At 53.3% G+C, this 24,183-nt stretch carries 28 protein-coding genes, 2 tRNA genes and 1 pseudogene; 8 read left to right on the top strand and 23 right to left on the bottom strand.

Annotated features, from left to right (window positions below; all coding sequences use genetic code 11):
- Nucleotides 1-10 precede the first annotated feature (10 nt).
- Nucleotides 11-703: a phosphohydrolase gene (locus FDX04_RS16655; protein WP_137360884.1), complete on the bottom strand. Its 693-nt coding sequence runs from the start codon at nucleotides 701-703 to the stop codon at nucleotides 11-13.
- 439 nt (nucleotides 704-1,142) lie between these two features.
- Between FDX04_RS16655 and ompC the strand changes: the two genes are divergently transcribed.
- Nucleotides 1,143-2,318, top strand: a complete 1,176-nt coding sequence (gene ompC / locus FDX04_RS16650; protein ID WP_137360883.1) for a porin OmpC — start codon at nucleotides 1,143-1,145, stop codon at nucleotides 2,316-2,318.
- A 105-nt stretch (nucleotides 2,319-2,423) separates the two neighbouring features.
- On the opposite strand, the gene FDX04_RS16645 is transcribed toward ompC, so the two are convergent.
- The gene (locus FDX04_RS16645; RefSeq protein WP_064507035.1) at nucleotides 2,424-2,756 is read right to left on the bottom strand and encodes an EmrE family multidrug efflux SMR transporter; all 333 of its coding nucleotides are present in this window, start codon (nucleotides 2,754-2,756) and stop codon (nucleotides 2,424-2,426) included.
- Nucleotides 2,757-2,835: 79 nt separating this feature from the next.
- Nucleotides 2,836-3,195 carry a hypothetical protein gene (locus FDX04_RS16640; protein WP_137360882.1) on the bottom strand — a complete coding sequence of 120 codons (360 nt, stop codon included), beginning with the start codon at nucleotides 3,193-3,195 and terminating at the stop codon, nucleotides 2,836-2,838.
- 283 nt (nucleotides 3,196-3,478) lie between these two features.
- Between FDX04_RS16640 and FDX04_RS16635 the strand changes: the two genes are divergently transcribed.
- On the top strand, nucleotides 3,479-3,865 hold the full coding sequence (locus FDX04_RS16635; RefSeq protein WP_079223651.1) for a VOC family protein: 387 nt from the start codon (nucleotides 3,479-3,481) through the stop codon (nucleotides 3,863-3,865).
- 12 nt (nucleotides 3,866-3,877) lie between these two features.
- Nucleotides 3,878-4,116 (top strand): annotated as a pseudogene (locus FDX04_RS16630) (hypothetical protein); the annotation flags it as partial.
- Between the two features lie 27 nt (nucleotides 4,117-4,143).
- Here FDX04_RS16630 and FDX04_RS16625 read toward each other — a convergent pair.
- Nucleotides 4,144-4,233, bottom strand: a tRNA-Ser gene (locus FDX04_RS16625).
- A 93-nt stretch (nucleotides 4,234-4,326) separates the two neighbouring features.
- On the opposite strand from FDX04_RS16625, the gene mtfA reads away from it, so the two are divergent.
- The 5 genes from mtfA (at nucleotide 4,327) to FDX04_RS16600 (ending at nucleotide 8,952) form a co-directional block, all read left to right on the top strand.
- On the top strand, nucleotides 4,327-5,124 hold the full coding sequence (gene mtfA / locus FDX04_RS16620; protein WP_137349984.1) for a DgsA anti-repressor MtfA: 798 nt from the start codon (nucleotides 4,327-4,329) through the stop codon (nucleotides 5,122-5,124).
- Nucleotides 5,125-5,223: 99 nt separating this feature from the next.
- Nucleotides 5,224-5,299, top strand: a tRNA-Asn gene (locus tag FDX04_RS16615).
- Nucleotides 5,300-5,548: 249 nt separating this feature from the next.
- Nucleotides 5,549-6,586, top strand: coding sequence for an extracellular solute-binding protein (locus tag FDX04_RS16610; RefSeq protein ID WP_137371256.1), 1,038 nt, complete (start codon nucleotides 5,549-5,551; stop codon nucleotides 6,584-6,586).
- On the top strand, nucleotides 6,570-8,258 hold the full coding sequence (locus FDX04_RS16605) for an iron ABC transporter permease (protein WP_079223641.1): 1,689 nt from the start codon (nucleotides 6,570-6,572) through the stop codon (nucleotides 8,256-8,258). The genes FDX04_RS16610 and FDX04_RS16605 overlap by 17 nt, the downstream gene beginning before the upstream one ends.
- A 10-nt stretch (nucleotides 8,259-8,268) precedes the next feature.
- A complete protein-coding gene (locus FDX04_RS16600; RefSeq protein WP_079223639.1) occupies nucleotides 8,269-8,952 on the top strand; it encodes an ABC transporter ATP-binding protein in 684 nt (227 codons plus the stop codon).
- A 24-nt stretch (nucleotides 8,953-8,976) separates the two neighbouring features.
- Here the strand turns inward: FDX04_RS16600 and ldtA are convergent, their stop codons facing one another.
- The 19 genes from ldtA to FDX04_RS16505 form a co-directional block, all read right to left on the bottom strand.
- Nucleotides 8,977-9,906 (bottom strand): L,D-transpeptidase, encoded by a 930-nt coding sequence (gene ldtA / locus FDX04_RS16595; RefSeq protein WP_137360879.1) that lies wholly within the window; start codon nucleotides 9,904-9,906, stop codon nucleotides 8,977-8,979.
- A 125-nt stretch (nucleotides 9,907-10,031) separates the two neighbouring features.
- Nucleotides 10,032-11,096 carry a nicotinate-nucleotide--dimethylbenzimidazole phosphoribosyltransferase gene (gene cobT, locus FDX04_RS16590; RefSeq protein WP_137360878.1) on the bottom strand — a complete coding sequence of 355 codons (1,065 nt, stop codon included), beginning with the start codon at nucleotides 11,094-11,096 and terminating at the stop codon, nucleotides 10,032-10,034.
- A 24-nt stretch (nucleotides 11,097-11,120) separates the two neighbouring features.
- Nucleotides 11,121-11,864 (bottom strand): adenosylcobinamide-GDP ribazoletransferase, encoded by a 744-nt coding sequence (gene cobS, locus FDX04_RS16585; RefSeq protein ID WP_137371255.1) that lies wholly within the window; start codon nucleotides 11,862-11,864, stop codon nucleotides 11,121-11,123.
- A complete protein-coding gene (gene cobU / locus FDX04_RS16580; RefSeq protein WP_042307622.1) occupies nucleotides 11,861-12,406 on the bottom strand; it encodes a bifunctional adenosylcobinamide kinase/adenosylcobinamide-phosphate guanylyltransferase in 546 nt (181 codons plus the stop codon). Before cobU ends, cobS begins: the two co-directional genes overlap by 4 nt.
- Nucleotides 12,403-13,923 (bottom strand): cobyric acid synthase, encoded by a 1,521-nt coding sequence (locus FDX04_RS16575; protein WP_137371254.1) that lies wholly within the window; start codon nucleotides 13,921-13,923, stop codon nucleotides 12,403-12,405. Before FDX04_RS16575 ends, cobU begins: the two co-directional genes overlap by 4 nt.
- Nucleotides 13,920-14,735, bottom strand: coding sequence for an energy-coupling factor ABC transporter ATP-binding protein (locus tag FDX04_RS16570; protein ID WP_038641638.1), 816 nt, complete (start codon nucleotides 14,733-14,735; stop codon nucleotides 13,920-13,922). The genes FDX04_RS16575 and FDX04_RS16570 overlap by 4 nt, the downstream gene beginning before the upstream one ends.
- 8 nt (nucleotides 14,736-14,743) lie before the next feature.
- The gene (locus FDX04_RS16565; protein ID WP_137360896.1) at nucleotides 14,744-15,421 is read right to left on the bottom strand and encodes an energy-coupling factor ABC transporter transmembrane protein; all 678 of its coding nucleotides are present in this window, start codon (nucleotides 15,419-15,421) and stop codon (nucleotides 14,744-14,746) included.
- Nucleotides 15,408-15,689 (bottom strand): energy-coupling factor ABC transporter substrate-binding protein, encoded by a 282-nt coding sequence (locus FDX04_RS16560; RefSeq protein ID WP_006683999.1) that lies wholly within the window; start codon nucleotides 15,687-15,689, stop codon nucleotides 15,408-15,410. Before FDX04_RS16560 ends, FDX04_RS16565 begins: the two co-directional genes overlap by 14 nt.
- A gap of 2 nt (nucleotides 15,690-15,691) precedes the next feature.
- A complete protein-coding gene (gene cbiM / locus FDX04_RS16555) occupies nucleotides 15,692-16,429 on the bottom strand; it encodes a cobalt ECF transporter S component CbiM (protein ID WP_061381969.1) in 738 nt (245 codons plus the stop codon).
- Entirely contained in the window at nucleotides 16,426-17,139 is a 714-nt protein-coding gene (locus tag FDX04_RS16550; RefSeq protein WP_038641643.1) for a cobalt-factor II C(20)-methyltransferase, read from the bottom strand. Before FDX04_RS16550 ends, cbiM begins: the two co-directional genes overlap by 4 nt.
- Nucleotides 17,136-17,930: a sirohydrochlorin cobaltochelatase gene (locus FDX04_RS16545; RefSeq protein ID WP_042307607.1), complete on the bottom strand. Its 795-nt coding sequence runs from the start codon at nucleotides 17,928-17,930 to the stop codon at nucleotides 17,136-17,138. The genes FDX04_RS16550 and FDX04_RS16545 overlap by 4 nt, the downstream gene beginning before the upstream one ends.
- Nucleotides 17,931-17,940: 10 nt before the next feature.
- Nucleotides 17,941-18,726, bottom strand: coding sequence for a cobalt-precorrin-6A reductase (locus FDX04_RS16540; protein WP_137360874.1), 786 nt, complete (start codon nucleotides 18,724-18,726; stop codon nucleotides 17,941-17,943).
- A complete protein-coding gene (locus FDX04_RS16535; RefSeq protein WP_003030278.1) occupies nucleotides 18,723-19,448 on the bottom strand; it encodes a precorrin-3B C(17)-methyltransferase in 726 nt (241 codons plus the stop codon). The genes FDX04_RS16540 and FDX04_RS16535 overlap by 4 nt, the downstream gene beginning before the upstream one ends.
- A complete protein-coding gene (gene cbiG / locus FDX04_RS16530) occupies nucleotides 19,448-20,503 on the bottom strand; it encodes a cobalt-precorrin 5A hydrolase (RefSeq protein ID WP_042307600.1) in 1,056 nt (351 codons plus the stop codon). The genes FDX04_RS16535 and cbiG overlap by 1 nt, the downstream gene beginning before the upstream one ends.
- A complete protein-coding gene (locus FDX04_RS16525; RefSeq protein WP_042307599.1) occupies nucleotides 20,484-21,257 on the bottom strand; it encodes a cobalt-precorrin-4 methyltransferase in 774 nt (257 codons plus the stop codon). The genes cbiG and FDX04_RS16525 overlap by 20 nt, the downstream gene beginning before the upstream one ends.
- Nucleotides 21,250-21,819, bottom strand: a complete 570-nt coding sequence (locus FDX04_RS16520; RefSeq protein WP_042307594.1) for a decarboxylating cobalt-precorrin-6B (C(15))-methyltransferase — start codon at nucleotides 21,817-21,819, stop codon at nucleotides 21,250-21,252. The genes FDX04_RS16525 and FDX04_RS16520 overlap by 8 nt, the downstream gene beginning before the upstream one ends.
- Complete coding sequence (locus FDX04_RS16515) at nucleotides 21,809-22,414, bottom strand: cobalt-precorrin-7 (C(5))-methyltransferase (RefSeq protein ID WP_137360872.1); 606 nt, start codon at nucleotides 22,412-22,414, stop codon at nucleotides 21,809-21,811. Before FDX04_RS16515 ends, FDX04_RS16520 begins: the two co-directional genes overlap by 11 nt.
- Complete coding sequence (gene cbiD, locus FDX04_RS16510; RefSeq protein ID WP_137360871.1) at nucleotides 22,408-23,544, bottom strand: cobalt-precorrin-5B (C(1))-methyltransferase CbiD; 1,137 nt, start codon at nucleotides 23,542-23,544, stop codon at nucleotides 22,408-22,410. The genes FDX04_RS16515 and cbiD overlap by 7 nt, the downstream gene beginning before the upstream one ends.
- The gene (locus tag FDX04_RS16505; RefSeq protein ID WP_008785140.1) at nucleotides 23,541-24,173 is read right to left on the bottom strand and encodes a cobalt-precorrin-8 methylmutase; all 633 of its coding nucleotides are present in this window, start codon (nucleotides 24,171-24,173) and stop codon (nucleotides 23,541-23,543) included. The genes cbiD and FDX04_RS16505 overlap by 4 nt, the downstream gene beginning before the upstream one ends.
- Nucleotides 24,174-24,183: the final 10 nt, after the last annotated feature.

The raw sequence follows: 24,183 nt of genomic DNA, 5'->3' as shown, positions 1-24,183 counted from the left end.
GTACTGGCGGCTAACCTGCTTTAAAGGGTTGAATCGCGTCAAGATCCAGCATTTCATACTCCCCTTTTAACTCCGCACTCAGCTTCGCCATGTACGTCAGTAAGAAGTCAGCATTATGCTGCGCTAAATGTCGACCTTGTTCAGTTTGCATTGTCATCGGCAGCGTCAATAATTTAGTCTGAAAGTGATCGAGCGCGTACTGTTTATCGTCAAGACCACGCTGACGGGCAAACGGATCTTCGGCATCAAATAGCGCCACGCCTAACGCACCAGACACGGCAAACACGCGCGCTAACCCAATGGCACCCAACGCCTCAAGCCTGTCAGCATCCTGCACGATTTTAGCTTCAATGGTTTCCGGTGCGATCTTCGCGCTGAAACTGTGCGCCTCAATGGCATGGCACACGGCCGGTATACTGTGTTGCGGAAAATCTGGGAAGTCGCGCCTCAACATGCGACGTGTTTCCTGCGCCGCCAATACTGACGAGCGATGACGATCCGGATGGTTTTTCGGTAAGCTAACAAGATCATGGAAGTAGCACGCCGTCAGCACCACCAACCAGTCTACGCTCGCATCTGGACTTAGCTTTTGCGAGGTCTTCCACACGCGACGAAAATGAGAGATATCATGGGCAGCATCCTGTCCGGAGTGGTTATCACGTAGCCAGGCTTCAAATTTTGACTGCCAGTCCTGTAGTTCCATACGGTCTCTCTTTGCAGAAAGAAAACCCCTTAACAACAATTTCCATTTCAGACTACTGCCAGCGCTGCGATTTATATCTATATATTATTATTTTTACACTTGTATAACCCCAAGAAATTTATAAGCTTGTGGCCAGAATATTTCCCGATGGTCACCCGCAATTGAGCAACAAATAATCAGCAGTAATAAAATAAACAATGCAAATAGAAAATTAAAAATCATAAGTTATTGATAAATACTAATTTATAAAATTAATAGCTTTATCTAAAACATACACACATAGTTATAAAAAGACAAAATTGAAACAATTTGAAATATTTTAAATATATTTGTTACATGTTATATTTTAAATTAAATGAACTTCATAGATAGTATTTCAATGTAGTCTTTCGGATAGTACTACATATTCATATTAATTATTATCATAAGGGAATACATAATGAAAAGAAAAGTACTGGCACTTCTCCTCCCTGCTTTATTAGCTGCAGGCGCAGCGAATGCCGCTGAAATTTATAATAAGAACGGCAATAAACTGGATCTGTACGGCAAAGTCGATGGTCTGCATTATTTCTCTGACGATGCGGGTAGCGACGGCGATCAGACCTATGTACGTGTGGGCTTTAAAGGCGAAACCCAGATCAACGACATGCTGACTGGCTATGGTCAGTGGGAATATAACGTCCAGGCCAACGGCACCGAAGGTGAGGGTGCAGATTCATGGACCCGCCTGGCTTTCGCTGGCTTAGGTTTTGGTCAGAACGGTACCTTTGACTACGGTCGTAACTATGGCGTTGTCTACGACGTAGAAGCCTGGACCGATATGCTGCCGGAATTCGGCGGCGATACCTACACCCAGACCGACGTGTATATGACCGGTCGTACCAACGGCGTTGCCACCTACCGTAATAAAGGTTTCTTCGGTGAGGTTGATGGTCTGAACTTCGCTCTGCAGTACCAGGGCAATAACGAAGATGGTGGTTCAGGCGAAGGTACTGGTAATGGTGATGGACGTAGACTGTCTCGTGAAAATGGCGACGGTTTCGGTATGTCTACCTCCTATGACTTCGACTTCGGTTTAAGCCTCGGTGCGGCATACTCCAGCTCTGACCGTACTAATAATCAGGTTGCTAAAGGTCGCAACGATCATAGCTACGCCAATAAATACGCAGGCGGTGAAACTGCGGATGCCTGGACCGTTGGTGCAAAATATGACGCTAACAACGTGTACCTGGCAGCCATGTATGCTGAAACACGCAATATGACCGCATATGGTAAAGGGGATGGAGTTGAAGGCGGTATTGCTAACAAAACGCAAAACTTCGAAGTTGTTGCACAATACCAGTTTGACTTTGGTTTGCGCCCGTCCGTTGCATTCCTGCAGTCTAAAGGCGTTGATTTAGGCGGCTGGGATCACCATAGCAATGGCACCCCACGCTACACCGACAAAGATCTGGTCAAATATGTTGATGTGGGCATGACCTACTACTTCAACAAAAACATGTCTACCTACGTTGATTACAAAATCAACCTGCTGGACGAAGACGACAGCTTCTATGAAAGCAATGGTATCGCGACTGACGACATCGTTGCCGTTGGTTTAGTCTACCAGTTCTAATTACCCACAAAATACGCAAGCCCGCTTCATTTGAAGCGGGCTTTTTTAGCGCACGGGGATAAGATCTGCTAACAGCGCCAGATATCCGACACTCTTTCAATAGAATTAATGTGGGGAAGACTTTGAAAAAATATTAATAACCAGAACCCCAGCGCAAATCAGGAACATGCCTGCGATCGCCGGGAAATCCAGCTTTTGCCCACTTACTAACCAGCCCAAAAGGCTGATTAATACGATTCCAGCACCTGACCAAATTGCATACGCAATGCCCGTTGGAATGGTCGACAGCGTCTGAGAGAGAAGATAAAAAGCAGTGCAGTAACACACAATGGTTGCTACAGATGGCCATAGGCGTGTAAATCCGTCAGAGAACTTCATCAGGGTTGTACCTATTACTTCAGCTATAATGGCCCCGGCAAGGAAAATGTATGAATTCAAAATCTGGCCCCATGTGACGATCTAAGACAATCATCGTATCACAAAGGGTTAGGTGAGTTTGAACACAGCCAAAACTACTTTAGCTCAGTACAAAAAGGCCGTCTGAAGCGCCGCGAGGCGTGCCATGCGCAGACGTTGTGGTTAATTTTAACGTCACCATAGAATGGACATCGGTCTGTGGTTTGCCAGCTTCGAATGCCCATCTTTCCATTTCCCTGGTAATTTTTTGCTTAGTATCAGCATCAACGACTCCATCAGGAAATCTGATATTTATAACTTTTCCTTTATCATCAATATCATATACAACTTTGAATTTATTGTTTTCATCCACCAACGTTCTTACCTCGGTTTTGCTGATTGTTTCACTTGCATGAGTACTAAAAGCTAAACCAGCAGACAAAGTAGTAATTAAAGCCACACCAAAAATCTTGTTATTCATAGTGTTATCCCCCTCTCAAAAAAATAATGATAAATAGAAATAATTATCATTTCCACGGTTTGTTTTACAGCTACACAGGGTGTGGCAATACTGAAGGAGCAGAACTGGCACTGTCAGGGCACAGAGCCAAACCGAATCTGACAGTCCACTCAGTGTCGGCGGCAGACCGTTAGCAAGGTGAAGCATGATATTTCGGAGGCTCTTATGGACAAATGGAAAAGATAATCACATGTAAACTCAGCGCGATTGCAATGTTAAACGGTATTTCCCCTGGAGACCCCGGATGTTTACTCATATGCGTATTGCCAAACCCGTCAACAATCTCGAAAGATCTTTTCTGATGTACAGCCAGGGATTGGGACTACATAAAATTGCTGAATTTAACGATCATGAGGGGTTCAATGGAATAATGTTAGGGCGGGAAGACTTAGACTGGCACATAGAATTCACCTTTTGCCAAAACCATCCCGTTCAACCTTTGCACACTGAAGAAGATTTACTCGTTCTTTATTACCCTGATGCAAATGAATGGTCGCATGTCTGCGAAAGAATGAACGATGCTGGTTTCAGAATGACAGCGTCATTCAATCCCTACTGGGACGTGAACGGAAGGACATTTGTTGACCTCGACGGATATAGGGTGGTTATCCAAAACAAGTCGTGGGCATAACCTCAATAAATATTGCCATGTATCTTTCATGAACTCAAAGCCAGGGGGATATCAGATTACCAAGGCTCGAGAAAGGACAAACAACTATTCTCAGGTCACAAAACTGAATGCAAGTTGTGGTTTATGACAGAAAAGTGAAAATTTTCCCCACACTGGATCTTCCGGTATTGAACAAATCAGAAGATGATGATGGCGAGCTTTATACTAAGCGAATATACCGACACTATACCAAGTGTGACATGAGTCGTTGAAAGGGATTGAGCTAAGTGTTTGAATAGTGGCGGAGAGAGGGGGATTTGAACCCCCGGTGGAGTTGCCCCCACTCCGGTTTTCGAGACCGGTCCATTCAGCCGCTCTGGCATCTCTCCGTTTTGGCGGTTGCCATGATGCCAGGTAATTTGGCATTTTAACAGACCCAGTTCCGTCAATTTCGTTCAAGTGACGAGTTTGCGAGCAAAACGATGATTAAGTGGCCCTGGAAAGAGCAAGAAACAGCCCGAAATGACGACTGGCCGTGGGATAACGCCCTGGCTATTCCGCTTCTGGTGAATCTCACCGAGCAAGAACAAGCCAGACTTATCGCCCTGGCCGAGCGCTTTTTACAGCAAAAAAGATTGGTAGCACTTCAGGGGTTTGAACTGGACCCGCTGAAAAGTGCGCGCATTGCTCTGCTCTTCTGTTTACCTGTTCTGGAATTAGGGATCGAGTGGCTGGATGGGTTTCATGAAGTTCTCATCTACCCTGCCCCATTTGTTGTAGACGACGAATGGGAAGACGAAATTGGTCTGGTGCACAATCAACGTGTCGTTCAGTCCGGGCAGAGCTGGCAGCAAGGTCCGATAATCCTCAACTGGCTTGATATTCAGGATTCCTTTGATGCCTCAGGCTTTAATCTGATCATTCATGAAGTCGCGCACAAGCTGGATATGCGTAATGGCGATCGCGCCAGCGGTATTCCGGCGATTCCTCTGCGAGATATTGCCGGCTGGGAGCACGACCTGCATGCCGCAATGAACAACATTCAGGATGAAATCGATCTGGTAGGGGAAACCGCATGCAGTATAGATGCTTACGCTGCAACCGATCCGGCCGAATGCTTTGCCGTATTATCCGAGTATTTTTTCAGTGCTCCTGAATTATTTGCTCCACGTTTCCCGGCTTTATGGCAGCGTTTCATCCTGTTTTATCGCCAAAATCCAATGCAACGGTTACGAGATAACCCCGAAGATGGCCATTATCGCTCATCAAACGTGCATTAACACTGAATTTGAAGATTAATTAACCAATTGAAATGACGTGCTAATTTTACTGTTGACACCTCAGGGTGAGGTCAGTAATATGCGCCTCGTTCACACGATTCCTCTGTAGTTCAGTCGGTAGAACGGCGGACTGTTAATCCGTATGTCACTGGTTCGAGTCCAGTCAGAGGAGCCAAATTTAAGAAGCCTGCTTAAGGAAACTTGAGCGGGCTTTTTGCTTTTCAGGCTTTCATAAAAGCATTCTGCTTGTTGTACCACCCCTATTCCATGTCTCTTCACACCATTGATTAAAGTTATGTAAATGTAAATCGTTTAAACTTTGCAATTATTGTAACTGCTAGTGATTATCATTTATTGTACGCGAGCCAAAAGAACGAGCCCTGCTCGGTTCACTGTACATTCCAATTACTCTGGGATATAAACGATGAATGCTCTGCCTCGCACCGGACTGCACCGTATCACGCTTGCCTCTGCCCTGGTCTTCGCTGTTAGCCTGCCGGCTTTCGCCCAGGAAACATTAACGCTTTACACTACCCGCGAACCCGGCCTAATCCAGCCTTTACTCGATAGCTGGACAAAAACCAGCGGTATCAATGTAAGTACGGTCTATATCAAGGATGGCATGCTTGAGCGTGTCAAAGCAGAAGGGAAAAATTCACCTGCCGACCTGCTGATGACCGTAGATGCAGGCAATCTCCTCGATTTAGTTGAAGCGGGTGTGACCCAACCGGTAGAGTCAGAAGCGCTGAAAGCCGCCATTCCTGCTAACCTTCGCGGTGCGGATAATCAGTGGTTTGCGCTTTCTATGCGCGCCCGCGTGCTGTATGCCGAGAAGTCACTGCCAATCGATAACTGGCATTACGAACAACTCGCCAGCCCGGAGTATAAAGGAAAAGTCTGTATCCGCTCTGGACAACATCCGTATAACACGGCGCTGATTGCCGCGATGATTGCCCATCACGGAGAAGCTAAAACCGAAGACTGGTTGCGCGGCGTGAAAGCTAACCTGGCCCGTAAAGCTACCGGCGGTGACCGCGATGTTGCCCGCGATATCCTCGGTGGAATTTGTGATATCGGTCTGGCTAACTCCTATTACGTCGGCCATATGAAAAATGCCAAAGAAGGCAGCGATGCTCGTCAATGGGGCGATGCCATCAAAGTCGTAAAACCAACCTTTGAGAATGGTGGTACACACGTCAATATCAGCGGCGCTGCCGTTGCCCGCTATGCGCCAAATAAAGCCGATGCCGTTAAGCTGATGGAGTATCTGGTTTCCGCGCCTGCCCAGCAGCAGTATGCGAAAGCGAACTTCGAATATCCGGTACTGAAAGGCGTAACGCTTGATCCGGTTATCAGCGCCACCATCGGTGAAATTGATGTCGATAAGACACCGTTAACCGAAATCGTGAAATATCGTAAACAAGCTAGCCTGCTGGTAGATAAAGTTGGATTCGATCAATAAACCTTTGCAGTTTCCAGCGTTACGCGGCCTGGTTTCCGGGCCGCAGTCATTATTAACGCCGTTGCATCTTGGCGCGCTGTGCGTGGCGCTTGGCGTCCTGACACCCATCATTGCGCTGATCTGGCAGGCTACCCAGGCCGATTTATCTCACTGGGATAATCTCCTGACGTGGGTGTTGCCTGCCGCGTTAAAAAACACCGTACTGTTGTTAGCGGGGGTCGCCGTGATGGTCGGCGTCATTGGTGTAGGTAGCGCATGGGCGGTGACGGCATGGGATTTTCCTGGCCGCAAAATTCTCAGTTGGGCGCTACTATTGCCGCTGGCGATGCCGACCTACATCGTCGCCTTTGCCTGGCTCGATCTGCTGCATCCGATTGGTCCCCTGCAAACCTTTATTCGTTTCTTACTGGGCTTTGACAGCCCACGACAGTTCCGCCTGCCAGATTTACGCTCTCTTTCTGGTGCAATAATTCTGCTCGGCTTAGTACTTTATCCTTATGTGTACCTGACCACACGCGCCATGTTTATCAGCCAGCCGGCTCATTTGCTGGAAGCCGCACGTACGCTGGGATGCAGCGCGACCGGAACTTTTTTTCGTGTTGCCCTCCCCATGGCACGTCCGGCCCTGGCCGTTGGCATCAGTCTGGCATTGCTGGAAACGCTTAACGACATCGGCGCGTCGGAATTCCTTGGGGTACAGACGTTAACTGTTACCGTGTACACCACGTGGATCTCGCGCTCCGATTTATCTTCAGCTGCGCAAATCGCCAGCATGATGCTGATGTTTATCTTCTTTATTCTGACGCTGGAATTTTATGGCCGCAGAAAACAGGGGTTCAGCAGCCGCAGTCTGCGGGAAATTCAACCCACGCGCGTGCAGGGTTGGCGCGGCTGGCTGCTTGGTGCCGTTATTTCGCTGCCGGTTGTGCTGGGTTTTCTGGCCCCGGTGCTGTTTTTAATGTGGGAAAGCGCCAAACGTATCGGCGATGACAACCTCCTTTCACCCTCGTTACTGTCAGCATTACAAAATACGCTCTTGCTCGCGGCGGGAACCACGCTGGTGGTGGTTTGTGTCAGTCTGTTGGTAGCCTGGAGCGCTCGCCATAGCGCTGCAGACAACGCGATGCCGGGGTTTCGCCGTGGCGTGATGCGTCTGGCCTCTTTAGGCTACGCGGTTCCCGGCACAATCCTGGCGATTGGTTTTTTAACGCCCGCCATGGCGGTTGACCGTTGGCTGGCTGACTTGCTGGATGTGCGTGGCCTACCGCTGATGTCAGCCGGGATCCTGCTGGTTATTTGCTGTGCTATGCGTTTCCAGGCGATTGCCATCGGCGCGCTGGATTCCGGTCTGGGACGCATTCCACCTTCGCTGGAGCAGGCTTCCCGGCTGTTGGGCGAGAATGGTGCGGGCACGTTTGCACGGGTTCATTTCCCTTTACTGCGCCCGGCCCTGGTGAGCAGCGCTCTGCTGGTTTTTGCCGACGCGATGAAAGAGCTACCCACAACATTACTTTTGCGTCCGGTTAACTTCGAAACGCTGGCAACATTGCTGTATGCGGAAGCCGCTCGTGGAACTTATGAAGAAGGTGCAATCGCCGCGCTAATGATTGTTTTAGCTGGCACGCTACCGGTTATTTTATTGGTGCGTCACCAAATGACTCGCCGGGGTTAAGAGAGTAACAATGTCAGAAATTGCATTACGCCTCCAGGATGTGCACGTTGCCTATGGCAACAGCCAGCAATCGGTACTGAATGGATTTTCAATGTCGGTACGCAAAGGGGAAATCGCCTGTCTGTTGGGTGCTTCAGGCTGCGGGAAAACCACGGTTCTACGCGCCGTTGCGGGGTTTGAACGACTGCGAAGCGGAGAGATCTATGTGTCCCAGCATCGTGTTGCCGCTCCCGGTGTTCATCTCCCGCCTGAAAAACGCCATGTCGGCATGGTTTTTCAGGAATATGCGCTATTTCCACATCTGACCGCGCACCAAAATGTCGCCTTTGGATTACGCCGCATGCCGCGTGAAGAGCAGCAGACAAGGGTGGCGGAACTGTTAAAAATGGTGGAGTTACATAGCCATGCCAGCCGCTATCCCCATGAACTTTCCGGCGGTCAACAGCAGCGCATCGCCCTTGCGCGTGCGCTGGCACCACATCCGGAAATCCTGTTACTGGATGAACCCTTTTCCAGCCTTGATAAGCGCACACGTGAGCGCCTTGGCAACGAGGTACGGGATATTTTGCGCGCTGCCGGGCAAACGGCACTGCTGGTTACCCACAGCGAGCATGAAGCGCAGCTAATGGCAGACCATATCGGCGTGGTAAAAATGGGCCAGTATCAAATTAAAAAAGCGCCCCATCTTACCTGACGATAAACCTGGGCCGCTTTGATATTAAAAATGCTGCTGAACCTGGCTGATGTTTACTGGCATGCCCGAGCGTCTTTCCAGCGCCTGATTCCCGCGGCTCACGTCCACGCCACTCCCGCTGATAAAAGTGCGCAAAGCGGGAGTGATCGGCAAGGGAACCTTTCTGTCAGACTCGTACTCCGAACGATTTCGTGACAGCGGCTCATGCACTTCTACCCAGCGACTGCCGTCTGGCTCCACGCTGTATTTCACCGGTCGGTCAATCAGTTGCACACGCGTTCCAACCGGCACCGTGTCAAACAGGTACTTAATATCGTCATTACGCAAACGGATGCAGCCCTGGCTCACCCGCAGACCAATACCAAAGTTAGCATTGGTACCGTGAATGGCATAAAGCCTGCCGATATAAATTGCATACAGACCCATCGGATTATCTGGTCCGGCAGGGACAAACGCCGGTAAGGTTTCCCCACGTGCGGCGTATTCACGGCGGGTATTCGGCGTCGGGGTCCAGCTCGGCGCTTCCTGCTTACGCTCAACCGCGGTCACCCAGTTACGCGGGGTTTCTCTCCCTGCCTGACCAATACCAATGGGTAAAACCTCTACCGTATTGCTGCCCGCGGGATAATAGTAAAGACGCATTTCGGCGACATTGATAACAATGCCTTCACGCACGGTATCCGGCAATATCAGTTGCTGCGGCACCACCAGCGTTGAGCCAGACTTAGGCAGAAAAACATCTACGCCGGGATTAGCCTCGAGCATATTGCTCAATCCCTGCCCGTACTGCGCGGCAAATGCCTCCAGCGGCTGGGTGTTTCCGGGCGGGACCGTTATCGTCAGCGGGGTACCTACCAGACGACTACCTTCTGGCGGCAGCGGATAACTCACCGCGTGTGCTACCTGACTTGCAAACAGCATGATGAGTGAACAAAGCAGTTTTACACGACGCATCTTTTACCTTTCCGTTGCTGCAGCCGATATCCAGTAATTATAGCTTTTATTATCACTTTTAGTGGGTTACAACTTCAATGCGCATAAAAAACCTCGCCAAGCGGCGAGGTTCATAGCTCACGTAACTATGCTTCTTTACCATCCGGTAGCACAATGTTGCTGGCGGCTAACTGCCCCATGTTGTGGTACATCGCGCAGGCTGCCTCAATAATCGGCATCGCCAGCGCGGCCCCGCTGCCTTCACCTAAACGCATCCCCATATTGAGGTACGGATCCAGCTCCAGATGCGCCAACGCAGTGCGAGCCCCCTTCTCAGCAGAGAAATGTGACGGAATCAGATAGGGTTTAATCTGCGGTGCGATCTGGCAGGCCGCCAGCGCAGCAGAGTATGAAAGAAAACCATCCAGCACGACCGGCAGCCCACAGGAGGCCGCGCCAAGCATCACCCCCGCCATGCCCACCAGATCAAACCCGCCCACTTTAGCCAGTACATCGATACCGTCATTACGATCCGGTTGATTGACGGCAATGGCTCGCCGCACAACCTCAACTTTATTGCCTACTCTTGAAAGCGGCAGGTTAGCGCCAATGCCTACCACATCCTCGGCATCGCTGCCGGTCAGCACGCTGACGATAGCCGCCGCAGGCGTGGTATTTGCCATACCGAGTTCACCCACGCCAAACAGCGTTACGCCCTCTTTCGCCAGTTCATGGGTATAGCGGATAACTTCCAGCAGCAGTTCCTCGGCCTGCGAACGGCTCATTGCCGGGCCCTGGGCAATATTGCCGCAGCCGCGCGCGACGCGCATATTCACCACGCCGGGGATAAGCTCCGCATCAATCCCGACGTCAATGACATGCACCTTTGCTCCAGCCTGAGCGGCCAGAACGCAAACGCCGGTCGTGCCACGCGTCATATTGGCGGCCTGAATAGCCGTAACCACTTTAGGCGAAACGGCAACCCCTTCATCCCAGACGCCGTGATCGGCGCACATCACCAGCATCGCTTTGCCGTTCACATACGGTGCGCCTTTCAGGCCAGGCATACCAGCCAGTTGCACGGCGAGCGATTCGAGCCGACCAAGACTGCCCGGCGGCTTTAGTAAGCCATCAATATGCTGCTGAGCACGCAGCATCGCGGCACTGTCAGGTGAAGGAATCGCGTGGAGTAAAGAGGTTAAAGTCTGCATAAGGGTTCCAGTATGTTGGCTGACTCAAAGCAGAGCCAGCAAGAATATTAACTCGCCAAGTTCAATGGCTGCGCCCAGCGTATCGCCGGTTTGCCCACCCAACGTGCGTTTTAATAACTGCCCAAGAATAAAAATCGCCACTATTGTGACAACCAGCGCTGCCACGCCGCGCATGCCGGGAAGCAGCACGGCGGCAAGGATCGCTGCTAATCCCAACGTAACGCAGGTTTGACGCCCGGTAATTTTGCCGATGAAGACATTACCCAGCCCTTCTTCACGGGCATAGCGATGCCGATACATCAGCAACACCGCCGTTCCTCGCCCGGCGACACATGCCGCAGCCAGCGCCGCCAGCATTGGCGTGCCACGTAAAGCCAGTTCGCTCACCACCAGCACTTTGGCCAGCAAAACGAAAATTAACGCCAGCCCGCCATGGGTTCCCAGACGGCTGTCGCGCATGATTTCCAGCATCCGTTCGCGTCGACGGGCAGAAAAAATACCGTCACAGGTATCCGCCAGGCCGTCCAGATGAAAACCGCCGGTCAATAACGCCAGCGTCAATACGGCAAACAAGGCTGCCAGTGGAATACCACACCAGGGCTGCAGCGCCATAAAGACCAGCCCCGTTAACCCGCCCAGCACCACGCCTATCAGGGGGAACATCACGATACCGCGCGAATAGTGCTCGAAATCCAGTCCTTGCGACCAGCGAGCAGGAACGGGCAAGCGGCTGATGAAAGACAGCATTGCCCAGAACAACTTACTCATTTAATTTTGACTCCAATTCCTGATACCACCAGCCACACCTCATCAGCTGCCGTCGCCAGTCGCTGGTTCACGCGTCCTGCAATATCGCGAAAATGACGGGCCAGACGGTTTTCCGGAACAATCCCCATTCCGACTTCGTTAGTCACCAGTACGACCGTTGCCGGACAGCGCTGACAGGCAGCAATTAGCGAACGGATCTCATCCTCGATGGACTGCTCCATCGCCGCGTAATCCCAGCTATCCGGGTCGCTGTCACCACCCAGCGCAAACAGCAGATTGGTTACCATGGTGGTGATACACTCCAGCAAAATGGCTTCCTGAGGATCGTTTGCTGCCGTTATCAGTTCATCAAGATGTTGCCAGCGCTCGGCAGTACGCCAGTGCGCGGGGCGTCCATCACGATGGTGCTGAATTCGCGCCGCCATCTCCTCATCAAAAATCTGCGAAGTCGCGATATACAGAACGTTTGGGGAATCAGCGATCAGCGCTTCCGCATGCCGACTCTTGCCGCTTCGTGCGCCGCCCGTAACCAGAATCATCATACGGGCTCCTGATGTTGCTGCATGATGGTATAAATTTTCTCAATATCGATGTGTTGTCGCATCGCATCCGCCAGTAGATCAAACTGCTGCGATTTATATTGCGCGTAATGGAAGGTGGAATCCAGCGGTGCTAACCCTTTGCGTACACGCAGGCCATTCACCAACGCACGGGTAAATGCATCGCTGTCGAACAGTCCGTGAAGATAGGTACCGAACGCCAGGCCATCCGGCGTTACCGCGCCGTCAGCGACATTGCCATCTTCTTTGCGCAGTGTCATTACCGACTGGCATGCTTCGGATAATGCCGTTTCGCCCATATGGATTTCATAACCGCGAACGGATAACCCCGCCGCGCCCGCCAGCCAGTCAGGCAGCGCAGAAGACATTTGCCCCTCAACCAGGGTCGTGGTTTTATGCTGGGCAAAATGGGTCACCGTATTAAGCAAGCCCAGACCCGGCAGCGTACCGAGGCCCGACTCTACTTCATCAATGATGGTGTCGCCGAGCATTTGATAGCCGCCGCAAATCCCCACCACCGGAACGTTATTACGATGCAATTGCACGACGCCATGCGCCATTCCGCTTTCACGCAGCCAGACCAAATCGCCAAGGGTATTTTTGCTACCCGGCAAAATCACCAGATCGGCCCCCGCCAGCTCTTCAGGCTGACGAACATAGCGCACGCGCACGTCCGGCTGTGCCGCAAGCGCATTGAAATCAGTGAAGTTTGAAATGTGCGGAAGTTGAACAACGGCGATATCGATATCGCGTTTATCAGTACGCAGATACTTGCCCTTTTGCAGCGCCACGCCATCTTCATCTTCCAGATCAACATCCAGCCATGGCATGACGCCCAGCACCGGAACACCGGTCAGCGCTTCAATTTGCTCGATACCGGAGTACAGCAGCGCCACATCACCGCGAAACTTATTGATGATCACCCCTTTTACCCTGGCGCGTTCATGGTCATGCAGTAGCGCCAGCGTGCCGTAAATAGAGGCAAACACGCCGCCACGATCGATATCTGCCACCAGAACAACCGGGCATTGCGCCATCTCAGCCATGCCCATATTGACGATATCGCGATCGCGCAGATTAATCTCAGCGGGGCTTCCCGCGCCTTCCAGCACCAGCACATCGAACTCCTGCGCCAGGCTGTTATACACTGACAGGATCTGCTCCCGCAGGCGCGGCTTATACTCGTGATAACTCACCGCATCCATATCGGTCGCTACTTTACCCATCAGCACAACCTGCGCTTTACGATCGCTGGTCGGCTTAAGCAGCACCGGGTTCATACGCACATCCGGCGTAATGCCGGCAGCTTCCGCCTGAAAAATTTGCGCCCGGCCCATCTCTTTACCCTCTGGCGTAATACCCGAGTTCAGCGCCATATTCTGCGATTTAAACGGCGCGGTACGCAGTCCGTCCTGGTAAAAAATTCGACACAGCCCGGCGACCAATACGCTTTTACCCACATCAGATGCCGTTCCCTGCAACATTATTGCCTGCGTCATGACGCCTCCTTCAGTGCGTTCTCTCGCATACGACTAAAAAATTCAGCCTCTGTTTTACACAGCGGGAAACCCAGCTCAGTATGCAGCTTCACCAGCCAGGGCTGAGTCAATCCAGCTTGTTCAATAAGATCCGTCCGGGCGAAAACCTCACCCGGCGTGCCGTGCGTCAGCACTTCGCCCCGGCGTAAAACGTAAACTGCATCGCTGACCTCATAGATAAGATCGATATCATGGCTGGAGATCACCACATGGTTTCCTTGCGCTACGATGCGTTTGATTATCTCAATCATCTGCGTGCGGCCTGATGGGTCAAGGCCTGCAGTGGGTTCATCCAGTAGCAGATATTGCGCCTGCAACACCAGCGCACCAGCAATCGCCACGCGTTTTTTTTGCCCGTGGCTTAAACACTGAATCGGCTGATGGCGAAAATGCTGGGCATCAACCAGCGTGAGCGCATCCTCCACCCGGCGTGAGATTTCAGCTTCATCCACCCCAAGGTTGCGCAGGCTGAACGCAATATCGCTGTCGATATCGGTATAAAAGATTTGCTGATCGGGATCCTGAAATACGGTTGCCACCTGCTGGCGCAGCGCCAGCAGGCCGCGCTTGCTGTAATCCAGCGGTTTGCCCTGCCACATCACCGCGCCTTGCTGCGGTCGCAATAACCCGCTCAGATTCATAAACAGCGTGGATTTCCCGCAGCCATTGGCCCCTACCAGCCCGGTGACGGCATGCGTAGAAAAGTCCAGCGTTAGCCCTTTGAGGATCGGGTCATCCTGATAGCGAAACCAAAGCGCTGAAGTGGCAAGCATACTTTTCCTTACAGGTGAAAATCACCTTGATACAGTTTGATATCCAGGGTGGTGGTCATTTGCTGGTAGCGGATCAACACACGGGTAAATAACAGTCCCACCAGCATTGCCAGCGAACGGTAGCCCAACGGTAAGCTACGATAACCAAAACGCAGCGTTTGCGCGCGATGAATAGCCAGCGCCTCATCTAACAGGATAAAAATAAACCGCCAGGTCAGCAGGATCTGTTCAGTCAGCAGGCGAGGAACGTGTGCGCGTTTGAGTAAAATAATCAACTGCGGAAACGGCAGATTCAGCACTAACCAGAAGGTTGCCGCCAGCGCTGCAAGGCTGCGCCAGAAGGTTTCATTGGCAGTGACCAGGCCTGGCGCGCTCACGCCTAACCAATAGCTTCCTACGGGGATACTGGCCAGCAGGGTTTGCGGATCGCGGCTAAAACTAAACAGGATGGTCACAACACCAACCGTCAGAAAACCAAACGGCAATGCCATCCAGCGGCACCAACGCCAGAAGGAAATGCGCAGCAGCCAGCAGCTCAGCGCGGCAATCAGTAACAGCTCAATACCCTGCCCCAGCGGGGGCAGGGTGAACGCCAGAATCATCATCAGCAGCCAGAGCAGAAATTTCCGCACCGGTGAGACATGAAACCAGCGGCTTTGATAGCTAAGCCTGTCAAGCCCGGTCATCACGGCGTTGTCTGCCCTTGGTGTAACCCAGAATGTAGAAAATTACGGCTGCGCCCAGCGACCCCTGGAGCGTAAACAGCAGGCTTTCAATTTCGCCACTTGCCGGTTCGTACAACGGCTGGAACCACGGCTCATAATGCGGGGCGATAGCCTGAATCTGGCTTTCCGCCTCACCGTCTGAACCACCGTACTCTCCACCGTGGTTGATAAAGAACGGCAGGATCACCAGCGCCACCACCATTCCTAACAAAATCAGCGTCTTTTTCATCGTTAATGTCCTTGTGCGGTTATCAACTGTCGTTTGGTTAGCTGGTCATAAATCATTACGGTGAGGAGACCTTCCGCAATCGCGATTGGGATCTGCGTCAGGCAGAAAATGCCCATGAATTTCACAATCGACCCCACTGCGCCAGCGGACGGATCCGGGAACGCAACGCCCAACTGAACAGAAGTAACAAAATAGGTGACGAGATCCGCCAACATGGCACACAGGAAGACGCAGACATCCCGGCGTAGCCCCGCTCGGCAGGCCATTTTCCACACCATGTAACCCACTACCGGGCCAATCACCGCCATCGACATGCCGTTGGCCCCGAGCGTCGTTAAACCGCCGTGCGCCAGCAGCAAGGCCTGGAACAGCAGGACTATCGCACCGAGAATAGCGACCACACCCGGTCCGAACAGGATAACCGCCAGGCCGACACCGGTCGGATGCGAGCAGCTTCCGGTAACGGAAGGAATTTTCAGCGCCGACAGCACAAAAATAAACGCGCCGCACAGGGCCAATAACACTTTTTGGTGGCTGTCTTCCTGGACGATTTGACGCAAGCGCACTAATCCGTACCACAGGCAAGGTAAAAACAGCAGCCACCAGGCCAGCGCCCACATTGGCGGCAAGAAGCCTTCCATAATGTGCATGGCGAACGCTTGCTCAGGGACAATCATCAGTAATAGCGCCGCAGCCAACCCGCTGAAAGACAGCTGTTTTAGCTGTTGTTCAAGCTTCATTGTGCATACTCCCACTGTTTATTAACCAGAATGGTCGAGAAATAAGGCAGCGGCTGGTCGTCGCTGACTTCGTTGAGATGACGCCAGCACTGCTCACCAGGCAGCGTGGCTTCAGACATCATCAATGCGCAATTCAACAAGCCCTCTTGTTGCAGCAATGCTTTGATGCGCGCAAAACGACCGTACACCTTCATTAGTACCAGGCTGTCATGCTGCTTTAGCGCCTGCTGGATTTCCGCTTCCGGCGCGGTACAGGAGACCACCGCCAGCGACTGTTGCTCCATAGCGAGCGGCGTTTTTGAGCGCGCGGCAATCGCGGCGAAAGAGGTCACGCCCGGAACGATTTCCAACCAGTCAGGACAGCCAATACGCTGGAGTAAAAAGACCCAGGTACTGAACAGCATGGCATCACCAAGGGTAATAAAACCAACCTGTTTACCGGCCTCCACTTCCTGAACCAGCGCGGCAGCAACCTCATCCCAGACTGCCTCTTTTTCAGCACTGTCGGCACTCATAGGAAAATGGCAGCAGCGGACTTCGGTCTGCTCGCCGATATACTCCCGCACGATTGACAGCGCCAGGCTATCGCCGCCTTTCCGCCCGGCAGGCGCATAGAGAATATCGAGCTGACCCAGCGTGCGTGCGGCACGCACGGTGATGAGATCGGAAGCGCCTGGCCCGGTGCTTAACGCGTACAGTTTGCCGCTCATGCCGCTTCCTCCAGCGCCACATTCAGCGCCTGCTGCAAATGCGCCACAAACATGGCGCGCACCGCCGGATTCTCACCCAACCCACTGAGCCACGGCGTAGCCCGTATCCCGGCCGCATTAAACAATGTCTTCCACGAATCGTCTTCGTCGGAGGCCATATCATTGATGGCATGGTCGCCAGCAACTAACATCAGCGGCATCAGATGCACCGCCGTCACCCCTTCCTGAGACAAACTCTCAATTAACACATCTACTTCCGGGTAGCTTTCCACCGCGCCGACCCGCGCCGGGTAGCGCTGCGCCGTCATCATATGGTCGAGACAGGCATAAGCGGCAAAGGCATGATGGCTGGCGCCGTGCCCCATAAACACCACTTTTTCCTTTTCGCCAAGCGGCGGCATCTGCTGTTGCAGCGCCAGCATCAGCTGGGCGTAATCTTCATGGCTGCTCAGCAGCGGTACGCCGAGCGTCAGGCGAGAAAACAGCGGACGCATACTTTGCACTTCGCGGACAATTTTTTCGTATTCATCGCCGTTGATGATGTGCAGTGACTGAATAGCCACATCCTGATACCCCTGCTCCGCCAGCTTTTGCAGCGCCTGCAGCGGCGTGTCGATATCAATGCCATCACGCTGCTTGAGCTTGCGGATAATCATCCCAGAGGTAAACGCCCGGAACAGGTCACGATCCGGGCAACTGGCCGCGAGATCGCGCTCACAGGCCACAATATTTTTCTCACAAGTGTCGTGATAGCTGGTGCCAAAGCTGACCACCAGAAGCGCCTTTTTCATCTCTAACTCCTTAAGCAGCGGCCAGCCAGCGCGTTAAACGCGCCCCAAATGCGGCCTGACTTTCCAGTAACTCTTCTCCCGTCACCAACGGTGCCGGACGTGTAATCACGATGCAGGGGATACCGGCATCCAGACAGGGTTGAACTTTTTCCTGATAACCACCTTCCGCACCGGATGCTTTGGTGATCACCACATCAGCCTGACACTGACGATAAAACGCGGCGTTGAACTCGGCGCTAAACGGTCCGCACAAGGCGAAGATCTCACCGACGCCAAAGCCCAGATCAGCGCATTGCTGAATGACCTCAGGTACAGGCAGAACGCGCGCCAGCAGCGTTTTTTCAGGCAACCCTTCGCGCCAGATGGCCAGATCTTTACTGCCGGTGGTGAGCAACACGCGTTTACCGAAGCGTCGCGCCACCTCGCAGGCTTGCTGAATACTCTGCACGGTATGCAGATGCGGGTGGGTTAAACCACTCAACTGTTCAGGACGCTGATAGCGGCTCAGCAGTACGCCCGCGGCTTCACAAGCGCTCATGATGTTGCGGCTCACCACCTCGGCATACGGATGCGAGGCGTCGATCACCCAGCGCGTCCGATTTTCCTGCAGCCAGGCTATCATTTGCTCGCGTTCCAGACGTCCGCAGCGCACCTGACCTTTGATGTCTCCCGCCAGCTGCTTCCCCGTCGGGGTCGCAACTGACAGGGTGTAGGCCACGTTTGCCGCATCCAGTTGCTGGCACAGCATGCGCGCATCGCTGGTACCGCCCATGACCAACACGTCACCGTAATTCACAGCACATAACCTCGTGGCGTGATCATCAGGCCGTCCTGCACGTAGGTTGTTTTGTTGCCAACGATCACCAGACTGGTCATATCAACCGGCTCAAAGTCCATTTCACCCAAGGTGGTCAGCCATTTTTCCTGCTTTTTACGTCCGGCTGACTTCACAATACCGACCGGCGTTTGCGCGCTCTTGCTGGCTGAAAGCAGCTCAAATGCGCGCGCCAGGTGTCCTTCGCGACCCCGACTGCGTGGGTTGTAGAAACAGATAACAAAGTCGGCTTCACCAGCGGCAACAATGCGTTTTTCGATAACCGGCCATGGCGTTAGCAGATCGCTTAAGCTGATGTGGCAGAAGTCGTGCATCAACGGTGCGCCCAGCAAAGAGGCGGCGGCAATGCTGGCAGTCATGCCTGGGATCAGTCTGACCTCAACATCCAGCTTTTGCTTACTGACCAGCTCCAGCACCAGCCCGGCCATACCGTAAATCCCCGCATCACCGCTGCTGATGAGTGCCACATTGTGACCCGCCTGCGCCAGTTCGATTGCCGCCTGACAGCGTTCAATCTCTTTGCACATTCCGGTTTTGATCACCTGCTTATCGCCCGTGAAAGCCTTTACCAGATGGGTGTAGGTTTTATAGCCAACGATAATTTCCGCTGCCTGCAAAGCTTCAACGGCTTCCATGGTCATCATTGCCTGCGAGCCAGGGCCAATTCCAATTACGCTTAACATCAGTGTGAAACTCCCAAAGTGATAGTGACGCCCTGTTCTCGCAGGGTCTCGCCTAACAGTTGTCCGTGGCTCAGCAGCCAGGCTGCAGGACCAGAAACGCTTCCTGTCCCCACCGTTTTGCGAACAAACGATGAGGCCGGAAAACGGTGTTCATGCTCACGCAGCGCGTCAGCGGTAAAGGTTTCGAAAGGCACGCGGCAGCACGAGGCCAGTTGGATGAGTCCCTGCTCATCTTTTTTCAGCGTGATACTGCCAATGGCTTTTAGTGCCAACGGATCGAGCTGCTGGGCTTCAAGTTGGCGGGCAAGCAGCGCAGCAAGCAGCGGGAACGGTGTGTCGCGGCGACAACCAATTCCAGCCACAACCCGCTGCGGCACCAGCTTCCAGTGCGGAACAGGCAGATCGGGTAAATTGGTGCGTAAGGTGATACACACCAGCGCATCCAGTTCGGGAAGCTGATTGAGATCGGTTACCGTGATAAAACCACGGCGATCACAATGGCTGACATCCTGGGTCAGTTCATCATCCCACCACAGGCCAACCCGTTTGTTGCTGACCAGCATCTGATTAACGATCTTCACCGCCGAACGGAAATCGCTCATCCGCGCATTCAACTGGAATGCCAGTGTATCCAGGGCCGCCATATCGTTGACATCCGTCGCCGTGGTGATTACCGGGTCGGCCCCCAACATGCCTGCCAGATAACGCGCCAGCGCATTCGCGCCCCCCGCGTGACCGGAAAGCAGGCTGATGACATGCTGGGCACGTTCATCAATGACCACCACCGCCGGATCGCAAAATTTATCGTTGACCAGCGGAGCCAGCACGCGAACCGCAATGCCGGTCGCCCCGATAAAAATCAGCGCCGAGTAGTTCATAAACGCATCACGGGCGGTATTGGCAAAGCCGTTTTCAAAGGGAATAAACCCCTCCTCCAGCAGCTTTTCACTGGTAAAACAGGTGACCGGCAGCATAGCCGCCAGACGTTTCGCCAGCACAACGCCACCTGGCGTCAGGCAAAAAAGCGCAATTGACTCAGGCTTTACGGTATTCATGGCTAAAGTCCGCCGCATAGAGTTTGGAGTAGTGATACTCCGAGCCCAGGAAATTACCGACCAGAATCAGGGCCGTTTTGCGGATGCCCGCATCGCGCACCTTGTCGCCAATATCCGCCAGGGTACCGCGCACGGTCTGGCTTTCCGGCCAGGTCGCTTTGTAGATCACCGCCACTGGCGTGGTCGCCGGATAACCGCCTTCAATTAAACGCTCGGCCACCCGATGAATACGCTGGACGGACAGATAAATCGCCATAGATGTCTGGTGACTGGCAAACGACTCCAGCTGTTCGCGCTCGGGGACCGGCGTACGCCCTTCCAGACGGGTAATGATCAGGCTTTGTGAGACTTCAGGCACGGTGTACTCCACGCCGAGTTCTGCCGCCGCACCGAGGAAGGCGCTGACGCCGGGCACCACCTGCCAGTCGATCCCGCGTTTGGTCAGTTCCTCGCCCTGCTCGCGGACGGAACCGTACAGTGAGACATCGCCAGTTTGCAGACGCACCACGGTCTTGCCAGCCTTCACGCCAGCTTCCATCAGATCGAGGATCTGCTCCAGATGCAGTTCAGCGCTGTCGTGGCATTCAGCATCGGCGGGACAATATTCCAGCAGTTCGGTGTTAATCAGCGATCCAGCGTAGATAACCACCTGCGCCTGTTGTAGCAAACGGTAACCTTTGAGGGTAATCAGCTCGCGATCGCCAGGACCTGCGCCAACGAACCACACGCTACGGGGATCAAAAATCTCAGACATGGTTTCCTTCCTTCTGACAGGCGATAACAAATACGGGGTTATTCGGTTTGAAATAATGACCACTGCCAAGCGTGGTAAGCGAGGAAACCTGTAGCTGCAGGCAATCCACTCCCTGTACGCCCAGATGGTCCAGATGAACCAACGCGGTGTTGAGGTTTTCCTGGAGGATAAACGTCATGACCAGCCGCCCGGCGGGATGCAGTTGACGCATCGACCAGTCAATGAGATCGGTCAGATGCCCACCGCTGCCACCCATAAAAATGGCATCGGCTTTTTCGGCGATGGTCATTGGCGCAACGCCGGGAAAAATGTCGATATTTGCGCAGGCAAAATGCTGGCGATTTTCATCCAGCAGCCTGAGCGCCGCCGGGTTACGTTCGATTGCCGTCACGCGCAATCCGGGATATTGCAGCGCCGCTTCTATCGACACGCTGCCAGTTCCCGCCCCAATATCAATCAGATGACTGGCACGGTGTAATTCAAGTTTTGAGAGGGCAAGTGCACGTACCGCTTCTTTGGTCATCGGCACCTTTTCTCCACGCAGAAACAGCTCATCTTTCATCAAGGATCACCACTGCATTCATGTCATAGTCGGCGTTAATTTCACTCACAGGCAGGACATGGATCCGCTCGTTTTCCATCGCCAGGTTTTCGCCAATAACCATCCAGCGATGCCCCTTGCCTCGAGTGATTAGCTGCTGTGCGATTTCACGTGGGCCGCACAACGCATCTGTTACCATCCCCACCTTGTTATGTAGGGCCAGCTCATCGAAACAGACGCTGCGCCCGTGGCTACTGGTCAGCCACATATCGTTCATATCGATACCGGACTGCGCGCACAGATACTGCACCGCGCTAATACCGGGAATAATGCGTACCTGCCCGATGCCAAAATGCGCCACCATGCGCGTCCCAATGCCGTAGAACAACGGATCGCCAGACGCCAGCACGACGACATGCTTATCCTGGTGCGCAGTTACCCAGTTCAGGAGCTCCGCAATATTGGCGCCAAGAGCAAACCGCTCACCGGTAAAATCCGGGAATTGCTGCAAATGCCGCTTTCCGCCGACCAGCACATCAGCCGTTGCGACCGCTTCACGCGCCGCAGGCGTCATCAAATGCAAACCCGCGGGTCCCATTCCCACAACGGTTAACATTGCATCTCCTCAGCAATTTCAGCGATCGGGCGATTACTGCCAAGCACCTGATTGTCAAACGAGAACATGATGGCGTCGCAGGTCGGGGGATTTTTGGTAAAGCGCAACGTTTGCAGAACGCGCATACAGATACGCTTCGCCAGATGGTTATAAATATGCTGAAAGCCGTACGCGTCGATGTGTTCCATCGCCGCTTCGGTAGTATCGCAGTCGCTGACCAGCCTCAGCAGTTCCAGCGGTGCGCCAAGCAACGCGAGATGGGCCACCAGCGTTTCCATGCGCGCATCGGCAATATGGCTGTGGGTATGGAAGATCCCCGCCGCGATTTTGATAAGTTTCCCGGGATGTCCCACCAGCACGATTTGCCGAAATCCCAGACGGACGGCTTCTTCAATCATGTAGCCGACAAAGTTGCTCATAGTGACCACAACCTGCGTGTCGATGCCCATCTGCTCGCGCACAAAACGTTCACCGTGGTTTCCCGGCACCAGTACCACGCGATCCAGACCCGCCGCACGTTTAATTTCCAGCTCCAGCGACAGCGAACGTTTCCAGCTCTCTTCCGACATTGGCGTGACGATACCCGTGGTGCCAATAATCGAAATACCGCCCAGAATGCCGAGGCGCGAGTTGTAGGTTTTTTGCGCCCGCTCTTCGCCTTCCGGCGCGAAGATCTCAATCTGCGCCCCACGATTTGGACCAATCGCCTCACGTACCGCAGACTCAATGGTCTGGCGAGGTGTGCGGTTAATCGCCGAACTCCCCACCGGTAGACCGATCCCTTTGCGGGTTACCGTACCGACTCCTTCTCCGCCCTGTAAGGCGATCACGCCACTATCATCTAACGTCACGCGGGCAAAAATCAGCATCCCATGCGTGGCATCGACATCATCGCCACCGTCTTTACGGATCGCGGCTATCGCCTGCTGCCCTTCGATATGCGGCGATTCGACGTTCAGGCACAGCGTCACCCCGGAAGGCGTCACGATGGAAACCTGATGGATCAGGTGCTGGCGCAATACCATCAGCGCCGCCACTTTTGCAGCCGCCGTCGCGCACGATCCCGTGGTATATCCTTTACGCAGCGCTTTACCGTTGTGCCACACCGGCGTATCGAAGGCCTCGCTCATCGCGCCCCCTGCATGTGATAAAGCATGGCGTTGACGATAGCAGCGGCGACGTTACTTCCCCCTTTACGTCCTAACGCAGCAATGGCCGGGAGGTTGCTTTGGGTCAGCGCATCTTTCGACTCCTCAGCACCCACGAACCCGACCGGTACACCAACCACACCGCTGACGGCAACATCATGCTCAAGCAGACGGAACAGCGCTGTCGGCGCGTTGCCAAAAACAAACAGCTTTTCCCCCTCTTCTTTCACCGCAATATCGACAGCCGCCATTGAACGGGTGATCCCCTGCTCTTTTGCCGTTCGTACGACCCGTGGATCGCTGATATAGCAGCGGCACTCACCGCCAAATTTTGCCAACAGCGTTTTATTGATCCCGGAAAGGGCCATCGTGGTATCGGTATAAATTACGCTCGAACGGCTAAGCGCCGCGCAGAACTGCTCCAACACATCACTGGAAAACCACAGAATGTCCAGCCAGTCGAAATCCGCCGTGGTGTGAATGACCCGCTTGATAATGGCTTCATGCAACGGACTGGCAAACTGATAGTCCGGGCGGGTTTCACGGATAATCTCGCCAATAATGTCGAAACTTTTGGCCTCAATAGCCTGGGGTTGCTGGATATATTGCATAGTGTTGTCC

It is taken from the genome of Citrobacter sp. wls615 (genome assembly GCF_005281355.1).
In the GTDB taxonomy this organism is placed as follows: Bacteria; Pseudomonadota; Gammaproteobacteria; order Enterobacterales; family Enterobacteriaceae; genus Citrobacter; species Citrobacter werkmanii.
Note: the sequence above shows the minus strand (reverse complement) of the source record. Positions and strands in the feature narration are given on the sequence as shown.